Source organism: Candidatus Omnitrophota bacterium (assembly GCA_028716565.1).
GTDB lineage: Bacteria > Omnitrophota > Gorgyraeia > Pluralincolimonadales > Pluralincolimonadaceae > Pluralincolimonas.
This window is the reverse complement of the sequence record JAQUPL010000008.1, coordinates 37623-49420: the sequence shown is the minus strand read 5'-3', so window position 1 is coordinate 49420 and position 11798 is coordinate 37623. Positions and strand designations below refer to the sequence as shown.

Here is an 11798-nt window from a genome sequence, read left to right as displayed (position 1 = left end):
TAAAACCAGCTAATTAAGGAGAGAAAGAGATTAAGGCTTCAATGTCCCTTAGGGAAATAGGAAAAAAATTAAAGGTATCAAGGTTTACCGTAGCGCGGGTCTTAAGGGAAGACAAATATGTTTCGGAAAAAACCCGTGCCTTGGTACTGGATTACCTTAAAAAAGAACCCTACGCTCCTAATATCCATTCCGCCAGACTTCTTTCCGGAAAAATAAACGTCCTTGGGCTTCTTTTCTTTGGAGGAGGCCTTTTTAGTATGGAGCCTTATGTCCAGGAAATAATCAAAGGTGTAAGTGAAGCCGCCAAGAAAGAAGGCTATCAAGTCATGTTATTTACCCAGGATAAATTTAATAGTTTTGAATGCTTGAATACATATCTGAATAAATCAGTATCAGGTTTTATCTTGCCGGCTATCGGAAAAGACAATTATAAAGACGTGCTTGGATTGCAGGATAAAAAAGTACCTTTAGTCCTTTTATGTTCGCATCTTAAGGATCTTTCTTCTTTCGACTGCGATAATGTTACGGGAGGCTATCTGGCAACAAAGTATTTATTGGATTCCGGCCGCAAGAGGATAGCGTTCATTCATGGCCACAAGAACTGGGTGGATGCCGAAGATAGGTTTAAAGGATACAAAAAAGCTTTACAAGAGGCGGACAAACAGGTAATAATAGAATATAACGATGATAATAATCATATTAATTATGAGAAACTGACCATAGAAAGGCTGTTATCATTAAAAGAACCTCCCGACGCTGTTTTTGCCGCAAACGACAGGATGGCCCTTGCGGCAATGTCAGCTATTAAACAAGCAGGCAGGGATATACCCAAAGATATAGCTGTGATCGGCTTTGACAATATACCGAGCTGTGAAAATTTTTCTCCTTCCTTATCTACGGTTTCTCAGCCGGTAAAAGATATGGCCTTTGCGGCTGCCGAGACATTGATCAAAAATGTCATCCCCCAAGGCAAAAATAAGGACTACACGCGTTTTTTTGAGCCAAAACTTGTTATTAGAAAATCAACCTAAAAAAAGCAATAAAATCGGCTTGACATTATAAAGCCTATATGGTAACCTATGTTTGTGCTCACGAGAGCATAGGCATCAAAAAAGGAGGAAGGGAAGCATGAAAGGGGTGTGCGTAGGCTGCATTCTTGTTTTAGTCTTGACTTTCTTCACCTTGTCTTCATTCGCTGCGGAAGGCGGTAACCTGCTTGTCAACCCGGGTTTTGAAAAAGCTGATTCTCTTGGATGGGATCTGTACGGCGATTCTACATATGATACGGAAACCTATAAGAGCGGTATACAATCCGGAAAAGCTTGGGTTTGGGATTATGGCGATGGATTATTTGAACAGTATGTCGATGTAATTCCCGGCACGCAGTATAAAGCAAGCGTCTCTGTTTTAAGCAAACCCGGCGACCCTATTTCCGGCGATTCTAAAGCGTGGATACAGATAGAATGGTTCACTGCTGAGAACGCCGTAATAGGTGACCCGGTAAAGAGTTCTCCGCTTGCAGGCGCCAGCGACACTTGGGCTATTTTATCGACTCCGACGGCTATTGCGCCCCCAAGCGCCGCTAAAGCAAAGATCAAGGTAGTGATCCAGGCTGCACAAAAGAACACTCCAGGGTCTTGCTATTTTGACGATGCCGATTTCCGGACGGTCCCGTAATATATTAATGTAAGCAACAGATCTTATTCCCGAAGAGAAGGATATTAGAGATAGTTTTTTAATGTTTCTGCTCTCGTGAGCAGAAACATACAAGAATAAAAGAAAAGAAAGGAGGTGAAATAGTTAAATGAAGAAATTCTATTTTGCAACTTTGGTGATCATGGCAGCCGCGCTTATCTCAACGCCGTCAACAGTATCCGCTAACTTGCTCAGCGACCCTGGGTTTGAAACCGGCACTGGTTGGAGCAACTGGGGTGATAGCAACTATGTTACAGAGGTAAAAATGAGCGGCGTCCAGTCAGCGCATGCTTGGTCATGGAACTACGCCGATGGGAAGTTCGAACAGACGGTTGATGTGACGGGGGGTGTTGCCTATAAGGCAAGCGGCTATCTGAAATCTGCCGGTTTAGATACCGGTAGCGCTTGGATACAGTTCCAGTGGGATGGCGCGGGAACGGCCGTAGAGAGCGCCAAGCTTACAACCGCGAATACCGATTGGACGTACTTTGAAACTCCGTGGACGGTAGCGCCGGACGGTGCCACGACGGCAAAGCTGGGTTATGTTCTGGTATCTCCTACAAGCCATAGCGGCAATGATGTCTACTTTGACAATGCTAACTTTGATGCGCAGGCAGTTCCGGAACCGGCAAGTATGCTTTTGCTCGGTTCAGGATTGGCTGGTTTGTTTGGTTTCAGCAGAAAAAAGTCAGTTAAGTAAGTTTCGTTTAGTGATGGGGCAGGGGTCCAAGATCCCTGCCCCAAAATTATATTAGTAATGGCCTCAAATCCCGCGAGTAAATCCCTCCCTGATCCCTGAAAATCCTTGATATAGTAAGACATTACCCCTATAATAAAACCAGCTAAATAAAAGGAGGAACAGAAGGATGAGAAGATCATGTCTTATTTATTTTCTTGTCCTTGCTTTGAGCTCTGTTAGTTTGTCCTCGTTCGCTGAGCAAGGTAATTTGCTTGTCAACCCGGGTTTTGAAAAAGTTGATCCGCTTGGATGGGGTGCGTACGGCGACTCTACATATGATACGGGAACATACAGAAGCGGCAAACAATCCGGAAAGGCTTGGGTTTGGGATTATGGCGATGGATTATTTGAACAGTATGTCGATGTAATTCCCGGCATGCAGTATAAAGCTAGCGTCTATGTTTTAGGCAAGCCCGGCGACCCTATTTCCGGCGATTCTAAAGCGTGGATACAGATAGAATGGTGCACTATTGATAATGTCATAATAAGCGAGCCGATAAAGAGTCCTCCGCTTACCGCCGCCAGCGACACTTGGAAGCTTTTATCAACTCCGGCGGTTATTGCGCCCTCAGGCGCCGCTAAAGCAAAGATCAAAGTAATGATCCAGGCTGCCAAAAAGAAGACAGGGGGGTGCTGCTATTTTGATGATGCCGATTTCAGCTCCTTGCCCCCTATGTAACGATTCGCGGCGTGCTCGGTGGAAAAAAGTCAATAAAAAGGTGAATTAGCCAATTCCAATATTTTTTATGCGTTTATAATTACGTATATCCGGAGAGATAGGTCAAGACGAAGATGAAGTTCTGAAGCAATACGGCCAAAAATAATAGAAAGGAGCCGAAGATGGAAAAAATGCGTATGGTAAGGGGAGCGTTGGCTGTTTTATGCATGGCTTTTGCGGTAATGTTTTGCCTGGAGACGTATTCGTACGCCGTAAGCGCAAAGGATATAGATGCAGGAGTGGATGTATCGCTTAAAACCCTTCGGGATATAAAAGGAGGCGGTGACGTCATAGATAAGGCGAAGGGTCTGCTTATTTTTCCGTCAGTCTTTAAAGGGGCTATTGGAATAGGCGGAGAATACGGGGAAGGGGCCCTCAGGATACACGGAAAGACGGCCGGTTATTACAGCACTGCCGCCGCTTCGATAGGATTCCAACTGGGAGGGCAGAAGAAGACTATTATAATCGCGTTCATGACCGATGAGGCTTTGAAGAATTTCAGGGATAGCCAGGGCTGGAAGATCGGCGCTGACGCATCCGTAGCTGTCATAGCGCTCGGGGCGGGCACCCAGATGAGCAGCGCTATTTCCAACAAGCCGATCGTCGCGTTCGTGTTCGGCGAGAAAGGGCTGATGTATGACCTTAGCCTGAACGGCGCGAAGGTCACTAAGCTCCAAAGATAGAAATATAATTGGCTCTCACGATAAGAATCATAAATGGTATTTATGCGATCGGCGCAAATGTCCGCCTCTAGCAGGGGCGGACATTTTATATCTAAGGAGAGTAGCCCTAACAAAGGAGGAATAATGGAGAGCAATGACAAGATTGAAAGTGCAACTGCGCATGTTTTGCCGCCTTTACCATATGCGCAAGACGCGCTTTCTCCCGTGATCTCCGCGAATACGGTCAGTTTCCACTATGGCAAGCATCATAAAGGGTATGTCGACAATCTGAACAAGCTGGTTGCAGGAACTGGATTTGCCGGTATGGCGTTAAACCAAATCATCGCCGCGACAGCCGGCAAAGCGGAAAAAGCCGCGGTCTTCAATAATGCATCGCAAGCGTGGAACCACGCGTTTTACTGGAATAGTTTGACTCCGAATGGCGGCGAAGTACCCGCAGCATTGAAAACAAAGATCGAGGCTTCTTTCGGGACCGTGGATGCATGCAAGAAGGAACTGGCGGCCGCGGCGACTACTCAATTTGGCAGCGGCTGGGCGTGGCTTGTGCTGGATGGCGATAAGCTTAATGTGGCCAAGACCGGCAACGCGGATTCACCTTTGACTAAGGGCTTGAAGCCGCTATTGACCATCGACGTATGGGAACACGCTTACTACCTGGATTATCAGAACCGCCGCGCGGATTACGTTAACGCCGTCCTCGACAAGCTGATCAATTGGAGTTTTGCAGAAAATAATCTAAAGTAGAGTTAAAAGTTAAATAGAAAGGAGGCGGAATATGTTATTGGACTGTCCCAGTTGAAATTTGTACCGCTTTTAATCTGATTTTTTATCTTAAAATTCCCATGCCCAGTGCGCTGGACATAGCCCCGGCGCCATACTCGCCGATCCGGTTGTAGATTTTCCCCGTAATATCAACCTGCCTACCCTTGATTTTATACCTTATTAGTGGTAAGAATATTAATCATGGCACACCATACGAAGAAATATGCAATATTTGTCTTGATAGGAATGGTAGTTATGACAACGGTCCCTGCCGGGGCTGCCAGCGCGGGAAGCCCGAGGACTCAGGGGCGGGGGAAGATCGCAGCGACGGCAGAATGGTCCTATGTTTTTGGCAGAGACCTGGATTTTAAAAAAGCGACACGCCCTCCCGGACACGATAATGACAGGCCGGTAAATTTCAGGATAAATAGAGGGTACAATGTTGCGGGCAAGGTTTCTTACGGCATATTTAACGCTATGGATATATATGTAAAACTAGGGGTTGCGAATTACGATCTCAAAGGGGATGTTTTCGTGGGGGACACTAAGAGAGTCGAAGAAGATCTGTCGGCAGGAGATTCTTTTCTTTATGGCGGAGGCGTTAAATTGGCTTATGAATTAAATGACGGATGGATTATCGGTTGCGACGCACAATATCTTACGTCAGACCATGAATTAGATTTTCGCGCCGTTAATGTGGCTTCAGGGGCAGTCACTACCGCAAAATATGCCGACTGCAGGATACAAGAATGGCACGCGGCCCCTTATATCGCCAAAAAGATCGCGGATTTTACGCCGTATCTGGGCGCAAGATACTCCGATCTCAGGATGGACCAGAAAAACCCAAACGACTCAAGGCGGTGGGATAATTTAATATTTAACGCCGACCGTAATATCGGCGTATTTACGGGAGCGGATTGGAATTTCGGGAAAAACTTTAAATTGAACGTAGAGGGCAGGTTTGTGGATGAAACGGCAATGAGCGTCGGAGCAACATACAGATTCTAGGCCTAGAAAATCGCACCGGTTTTTTGTTTTAACAAAAAAGGAGGGCGTGCCTTAAAGGGGAATGGACCGGGTCCTCGGAATTGACAGCTTTTAAGGTAACTGTTGATTGAAGAGCATCCGGCGTGCGTAGGAGAAAGCCCCGGTAATCCCTTTTTATTTATTCAGGGGCCGTTAAAGTAATTGGCTTGACATAGGCGAGAATAGATGGTATATAATTTATGAACATACGTTCATTAATTAGATACAATTCTAGACGAGGCGAAATGGCTGTATTGAACAGGAGAGAAAGGGACAGGCAGTTACGGAGGTCGGATATCTTCGCGGCTGCAGAGCATATCTTCGCGCTGAAGGGATACCACAAGGCGACGATAAGGGATATCGCCAAGGAAGCCCAGTACGCGACAGGCACTGTATACCTGCATTTCAAGGATAAGGATGAACTGTACCGGTCGCTTTTTACGGAAAAGTTAAAGGGTATGCTGTCTGTAGTCGAAGAGAAGATGGCATCGGCAAAGGACTCGAAAGGCAAGCTGGGGGTATTCGTGCGCGAATCACTCGCGTATTTCGAGGAGAACCTGGACTTCTTCCGCATATTCGTTTCGGAATCCGACGATATGATGCTTGCGGAGAAGAGCATCAGGAACACCCCTGCCGGCCAAAAGTTCGAAAAATATATGGAAGATATAGTCAAGCAGGGCCAGAAGGAGGGGGTCATAAGCAGGGATTTTGAGCCCGTACAAGTCCTGGATATATTGACCTCGATCATGAAATCTTTTGTCCTGAAATGGTTCAAGGAAAACAGCAAAAACAAGAAGAGCCTGGTTGGCGTGTCCGGCGTCATATTAAAGTGCCTGTTAAGAGGCATCTCCGAAGATAAATAGTACGTAATCCCGCCTGAAATATCCATCTTGACAAAACCCAAAATGAATGATATCATTCATAAATGAACATACGTTCATATTAAGATATTAGTGTTCATTCAAGAAAACATACAAATGCGACGGGAAGGATTAAATATGGCAACTAAGAATGTATTTGCGGTTGCGGCGGTTTGCGCCATGGTGGCCTGTGCGGGCCACCTTACCTATGCGGAGCAGGCCGCGGGAAAGGACGGCAGGCTCCTCACTATCCAGGAAGGAATTTCGATAGTGCAAAAGGACAGCCGCCTGGTTAAAATATCTTCCTTTGATAATGACATGGCTTTCCAGGACTCGATGATCGCCCGCTCCGTGCTGCTGCCGCACCTTAATATAGGCGCTGCGCAGACCTTCAATAATAACAAGCCCGAGATGAAATTCGGCGGCATGGTGGTACCGACCTCGGACCAAAACCCGTATTCCTTCGGGGCCAATGTCTATCAGACTTTATTCGACTTCGGCAAGAGCCTCTCTAACTACCATGCGTCAAAGGAGATGGTCGAGGCGGTAAAGGCCCGCAGCGAAAGCGTCAAGCGGGTAGCTACGCTGGAGTTTGTTGTGGCTTACTTCAACCTGCTGGAAGCGGAGAAGTTTATAAATGTCGCGGAGAAGGAAGTCGAAAGCCTCACCTCTTATATTAAAGATATGGAACATCTGTTTGAGCAGGGGGTTATAGTAAAGAATGACCTGCTTCCCGCTAAGGTCAAGCTTGCCGACGCGAAGCAGAAATTGATAGCGGCACGCAATGGGAAAGAAGTCGCCGCCGCGCGCTTGAATAATATCCTGGCCCTCTCGCTGAGAGAGAAGCTCATCGCGCAGGATATAAATATGCAGTTGCCGCAGTTCCCCGAGATAGAGGATGCCTGGATCACGGCGCAGGAACAGAGGCCGGAGATAGTTTTCTATGAAAGCAGGATAAAAGCGTCTGTCTCGAGCGAAAAAGCAAAGGCGGTAGAAAACCTTCCGGTTCTTTATGCCGACGGCGGTTATAACCATACTAAAAACAGGTACCAAGTGCACGAAGACAACATGTCGGTCAACCTGGGGGTCAAGATGAACCTGTATGACGGCGGCGCAGCCCGGGCCGACCTGCTCAAGGAGCGCGCTCTGCAAAAGCAGATAAAAGAACAAAAAGACAAACTTATCGAGGATATAAAATTCGAGGTTGAAAACAGCCATTTGAGCCTTAAGGATGCCTGCGAAAAGGTCTCCGTCGCCTCGGAAGCGCTCGAGCAGGCGGGTGAGAACGTCCGCGCATACCGCGTGAAATATACGGCCGGAGCCGCCACATCTACGGATGTGCTTGAAGCGATAACGCTGCAGACGAGGGCGCAGACAAATTATTACGGCGCGGATTACGAACTGAAGCGTAATTACGCAAAACTTATGTATTCGATGGGTATTGACCTCGCGCTCATCTACGAAACAATGGAGAACAAAAATGAACCTGAAAAACGTTAAGAAGACGAAATTGTTGGGAATATTTTTAGCGGCAGGCGGCGCTGCCGCCGTGGTATTCATCCTCTTCATCATTGGCGGCATCAGCCGCGTGTCCACCGATGACGCATACATCGAAGGCAGGATCCATAGCATCGCGGCCAAGATCCCGGGGACGGTCAAGACAGTGAATGCGGAAGATAACCGCATCGTGAAAGAAGGGGACGTCCTGGTCGAGATAGACCCGATAGATTACGAATTAAGGGTGAACGGGGCACAGGCGGCCCTGGATATACGAAAGGTAGCTTTTGAGCAGGCATCTCGCGACAGGGATCGCGCCGAGGCATTATATAAAGAAGAAGTATACCCGAAGGAGAGGTTCGAGAATGCCGTTACCGCGTATAACCTCGCGAAAGCGCAGGCCGAGGCTGCCGAAGCGCAGTTCAAGATCGCGCAGCGCAACCTGGAATATACGAAGATATGCGCTCCTTCGGACGGCCATGTGGCAAAAAGGTCCGTCGAGGCGGGAAACCAGATACAGCCGGGGCAGGGGCTTATGGCGGTTGTTTCGAATGATATGTGGGTAATCGCCAATTATAAAGAGACCCAGCTTAAAAATGTCAGGCCCGGACAGGAGGTCAGGATAAAGATAGATACGTATCCCGGTAAGATCTTCGAGGGCCATGTGGACAGTATCCAGCGCGGCACCGGAGCAAAATTCAGCATGTTCCCGCCCGAAAACGCTTCGGGGAATTTTGTAAAGGTGGTCCAGCGCATACCGGTAAAGATCGTTTTTGACGGCCAACCCTACAATAAGTATGATCTTGGCGTAGGCATGTCGGTCATTGCCGAGATAAAGGTCCGGTAATGGATAAGGGAAGCAACGCTATTCAATCCGAAGAATGGCGCCCTAAAAGCAACCCTTGGCTGATCTGTATCGCAGTCATGTTGGCCGCGACCATGGAAGTCCTGGACACCTCCATTGCGAATGTGGCTTTGCCGCAGATCGCGGGAAACCTTTCCGCGACTACTCACGAGGGGACCTGGGTCTTAACAAGTTATCTTGTCGCCAATGCGATTATTTTGCCCGCTTCGGCATGGTTTGGCGGTTTTTTCGGCCGTAAAAGGGTGCTTCTTATCTGCATATCCCTGTTCACCCTATCCTCCGTCCTTTGCGGCATAGCTGGCAGCCTCAGTCAATTGGTCCTGTTCCGGATATTCCAGGGAATAGGAGGAGGGGCCCTCCAGCCGATCTCCCAGGCAATACTGCTGGAAAGTTTTCCGAAGGAGAAGCGCACTTCAGCCATGGCGGTTTTCGCGATGGGAGTCATCGTGGCGCCTATTATAGGCCCCGTCCTCGGCGGTTGGCTTACCGATAATTTCTCATGGCGGTGGATCTTCTTCATCAATGTGCCTGTCGGGATCATCGCCATCCTGATGTCTAAGGTGTTCGTTGAAGACCCGCCGTACATCCGGAAGATCAGGACCGGCATCGATTATTACGGGTTCGCGTTGATGGCTATCGGCTTGGGCGCGCTGCAGCTCGTTCTTGATAAAGGCCAGGAGGCGGATTGGTTCCAGGCGTCCTGGATATGTTGGACATCGATCATTGTCGTCATTTCTCTTGTCGCGTTCATTTTATGGGAATTCCGCGTAAAGCATCCGGTGGTCGATCTGCGTATCCTTAAGGACAGGAACCTTACCGGAGGCATGATAATCGCTTTTATGATCGGTTCGATCATGTACGGAGTGATGGCGCTCATGCCGCTCTTTTACCAGACGATGATGGGGTATACGGCCTATTTAAGCGGGCTTATACTGGTCCCGCTTGGGATAGGGGCTTTTACCGGGGCCCTGTCAGTCTCGCGTTTATGTAAATACTTTGAAAATAAGGTGTTGATGGCCGTGGGCCTGGCCATGATCGGGATTGCGGCGCTGTCTCTCGGCAATATTAACCTGCAGATCTCCATGGATTCGAGGGTGATCCCGCTTTTTGTCCTGGGTTTTGGCACGATGATGGTCTTTGTGCCGTTGTCGATCGTGGCTTTCGGGACGTTGCATGCCAAGGATATTGGAAACGGCTCCGGGCTTTTTAACCTCATGAGGAATATCGGGGGCAGCGTCGGCATCGCGGTATCGACGACGATACTTTCCCGAATGGCGCAGACGCACCAGGCGATACTTGTAGGCCAGTTGAACCCTTTTAATCAGCTGTATCAGCAGGTATCGAAGGCGTATGCCGGCCTCGCGGACGGCCTGCTTTACAGGGAATTATTACGCCAGTCCGCCCTTCTTTCATATATCGATTGTTTCCGCTATTACGGGATCATCGCTTTCTCTTGCGTGTTCCTGGTGTTTATTTTCAGGGAGGTCAAGAATAAAGGGACGGTCATGATCCATTAAATGAGAAACTTCCAAAGGGTAAACCAGTTTTGCGTAATAACGGCCGCTATCTTCCTTGTATCCGGCTGCGCGAGCGTACGCCATGCCGTCCCGGAAAAGATGCTGAATGATGCCAGCATATCCGGCATGAGCAATATCAGGGTCTATAGCGGCGTCCCGACCGAGTATTTCAAGAAAGATATGATTGGTTTGGTCGACGCGGGCGGGATAGGCGCGACGTATTCGATGCTTGCGGTTTCGGGCGGGGGCGCTAACGGCGCATACGGCGCGGGTTTACTCAGCGGATGGACACAGTCCGGGACACGGCCGGTCTTTAAGGTCGTTACCGGTATAAGCACCGGAGCGATCATAGCGCCTTTCGCCTTCCTCGGAAATAAATATGACGGCGAGTTGGAGGAATTTTACACGAAGTATTCGACAAAAGATATCATGAATATAAGCATCCCGTTCGTGAATTCCTTCGCGAGCCCCAGGCCGCTGAAACGCCGTATCGAAAAATATTTTGACGGGCGATTATTAAAGGAAATAGCCTCCGAATATGACAAGGGCCGCAGGCTTTATGTGGGCACCACCAACCTTGACGCCCAGCGTCTCGTAATATGGGATATGGGGAAGATCGCTTCAATAGGCGATGAGAGGGCCCTAATGTTATTCCGCAAGGTAATACTGGCATCGGCATCCATCCCGATAGCTTTTCCTCCGGTGTATTTAAAGGTACAGGTTGGCGATAAGACGTATGACGAGATGCATGTCGACGGCGGGGTAGCGAAGCAGGTGTTCTTTCTTTATGATGCTGTCCAGGGTATAGAAGAAGCCATGAAACAGAAGGGGATAGGTATCCGCAACCTGCGGTACAAGATATACGTGATAAGGAACGGCTATGCGGACGCGATCTGGAAAGAAGTCCCGGACAGGATGTCTGCCATTGCGGAGCGCACGGTAGATACAATGGTGAACGCCCAGGGCGTCGGGGATATATATCAGTTGTATGCTTTTACGGAATTGGGCAAGGGGGATTTCAACCTGGCCTATATACCGGCGACCCATGTGTCCAAAGCGAAGGAACCTTTCGATCCCATCGAAATGCGTGGACTTTTTGATTTGGGATTTAAGGAGGCATTACAGGGATACGATTGGAAGAAAGTTCCTCCGGGAATGATGCAATGAGCCTATTCGAAGAGATAAGGGAGTTGATAAACGACCAGATAAAAATGCCGCTCGAAAGGATCACGCCCGGGTCCCGGCTGATAGGGGATCTGTATATGGATTTCGTGGACTTGGTAAGGCTGGCAATCGACCTGGAAGAGAGGTATAATATCAAAATATCCGATGAAGAGGTCGGGATAGTAGAGACTGTGGGAGAATTGGTCGAGCTCGTTAAGGTGAGGCGCTGTGTCGGCTAGAAAGGCCCGTGGCTATGTTGGGTAAGGGAGTAT

Annotated in this window: 13 protein-coding genes; all 13 read left to right on the top strand. The window is 48.5% G+C overall.

All coding sequences use genetic code 11. The annotated features are described in order from the left end of the window. The first annotated feature begins 41 nt into the window (after positions 1-41). Complete coding sequence (locus PHO67_07575; protein ID MDD5546991.1) at positions 42-1031, top strand: LacI family DNA-binding transcriptional regulator; 990 nt, start codon at positions 42-44, stop codon at positions 1029-1031. 97 nt (positions 1032-1128) lie between these two features. After that, entirely contained in the window at positions 1129-1677 is a 549-nt protein-coding gene (locus PHO67_07570) for a hypothetical protein (GenBank protein ID MDD5546990.1), read from the top strand. A gap of 127 nt (positions 1678-1804) precedes the next feature. After that, a complete protein-coding gene (locus tag PHO67_07565) occupies positions 1805-2395 on the top strand; it encodes a PEP-CTERM sorting domain-containing protein (GenBank protein ID MDD5546989.1) in 591 nt (196 codons plus the stop codon). A gap of 166 nt (positions 2396-2561) precedes the next feature. Beyond that, a complete protein-coding gene (locus PHO67_07560; protein MDD5546988.1) occupies positions 2562-3113 on the top strand; it encodes a hypothetical protein in 552 nt (183 codons plus the stop codon). A gap of 161 nt (positions 3114-3274) precedes the next feature. Further along, on the top strand, positions 3275-3835 hold the full coding sequence (locus PHO67_07555; GenBank protein MDD5546987.1) for a YSC84-related protein: 561 nt from the start codon (positions 3275-3277) through the stop codon (positions 3833-3835). A 123-nt stretch (positions 3836-3958) separates the two neighbouring features. Next, the gene (locus tag PHO67_07550) at positions 3959-4579 is read left to right on the top strand and encodes a superoxide dismutase (GenBank protein ID MDD5546986.1); all 621 of its coding nucleotides are present in this window, start codon (positions 3959-3961) and stop codon (positions 4577-4579) included. Between the two features lie 219 nt (positions 4580-4798). Then, on the top strand, positions 4799-5605 hold the full coding sequence (locus PHO67_07545; GenBank protein ID MDD5546985.1) for a hypothetical protein: 807 nt from the start codon (positions 4799-4801) through the stop codon (positions 5603-5605). Between the two features lie 263 nt (positions 5606-5868). Next, positions 5869-6486 (top strand): TetR/AcrR family transcriptional regulator, encoded by a 618-nt coding sequence (locus PHO67_07540; protein ID MDD5546984.1) that lies wholly within the window; start codon positions 5869-5871, stop codon positions 6484-6486. Positions 6487-6621: 135 nt separating this feature from the next. Beyond that, on the top strand, positions 6622-7983 hold the full coding sequence (locus tag PHO67_07535) for a TolC family protein (GenBank protein ID MDD5546983.1): 1362 nt from the start codon (positions 6622-6624) through the stop codon (positions 7981-7983). Then, positions 7964-8827, top strand: a complete 864-nt coding sequence (locus tag PHO67_07530) for an HlyD family secretion protein (GenBank protein MDD5546982.1) — start codon at positions 7964-7966, stop codon at positions 8825-8827. The genes PHO67_07535 and PHO67_07530 overlap by 20 nt, the downstream gene beginning before the upstream one ends. Next, the gene (locus tag PHO67_07525; protein ID MDD5546981.1) at positions 8827-10362 is read left to right on the top strand and encodes a DHA2 family efflux MFS transporter permease subunit; all 1536 of its coding nucleotides are present in this window, start codon (positions 8827-8829) and stop codon (positions 10360-10362) included. Before PHO67_07530 ends, PHO67_07525 begins: the two co-directional genes overlap by 1 nt. Continuing rightward, the gene (locus PHO67_07520) at positions 10363-11529 is read left to right on the top strand and encodes a patatin-like phospholipase family protein (protein MDD5546980.1); all 1167 of its coding nucleotides are present in this window, start codon (positions 10363-10365) and stop codon (positions 11527-11529) included. Next, the gene (locus PHO67_07515; protein MDD5546979.1) at positions 11526-11765 is read left to right on the top strand and encodes a phosphopantetheine-binding protein; all 240 of its coding nucleotides are present in this window, start codon (positions 11526-11528) and stop codon (positions 11763-11765) included. Before PHO67_07520 ends, PHO67_07515 begins: the two co-directional genes overlap by 4 nt. Positions 11766-11798: the final 33 nt, after the last annotated feature.

Bases quoted from the DNA above. Each gene is read 5' to 3' on its own strand.
- PHO67_07535 (MDD5546983.1), top strand. From the start codon at position 6,622: ATGGCAACTAAGAATGTATTTGCGGTTGCGGCGGTTTGCGCCATGGTG.
- PHO67_07575 (MDD5546991.1), top strand. From the start codon at position 42: ATGTCCCTTAGGGAAATAGGAAAAAAATTAAAGGTATCAAGGTTTACC.
- PHO67_07520 (MDD5546980.1), top strand. From the start codon at position 10,363: ATGAGAAACTTCCAAAGGGTAAACCAGTTTTGCGTAATAACGGCCGCT.
- PHO67_07540 (MDD5546984.1), top strand. From the start codon at position 5,869: ATGGCTGTATTGAACAGGAGAGAAAGGGACAGGCAGTTACGGAGGTCG.
- PHO67_07545 (MDD5546985.1), top strand. From the start codon at position 4,799: ATGGCACACCATACGAAGAAATATGCAATATTTGTCTTGATAGGAATG.
- PHO67_07560 (MDD5546988.1), top strand. From the start codon at position 2,562: ATGAGAAGATCATGTCTTATTTATTTTCTTGTCCTTGCTTTGAGCTCT.
- PHO67_07555 (MDD5546987.1), top strand. From the start codon at position 3,275: ATGGAAAAAATGCGTATGGTAAGGGGAGCGTTGGCTGTTTTATGCATG.
- PHO67_07565 (MDD5546989.1), top strand. From the start codon at position 1,805: ATGAAGAAATTCTATTTTGCAACTTTGGTGATCATGGCAGCCGCGCTT.
- PHO67_07570 (MDD5546990.1), top strand. From the start codon at position 1,129: ATGAAAGGGGTGTGCGTAGGCTGCATTCTTGTTTTAGTCTTGACTTTC.
- PHO67_07515 (MDD5546979.1), top strand. From the start codon at position 11,526: ATGAGCCTATTCGAAGAGATAAGGGAGTTGATAAACGACCAGATAAAA.
- PHO67_07525 (MDD5546981.1), top strand. From the start codon at position 8,827: ATGGATAAGGGAAGCAACGCTATTCAATCCGAAGAATGGCGCCCTAAA.
- PHO67_07550 (MDD5546986.1), top strand. From the start codon at position 3,959: ATGGAGAGCAATGACAAGATTGAAAGTGCAACTGCGCATGTTTTGCCG.
- PHO67_07530 (MDD5546982.1), top strand. From the start codon at position 7,964: ATGAACCTGAAAAACGTTAAGAAGACGAAATTGTTGGGAATATTTTTA.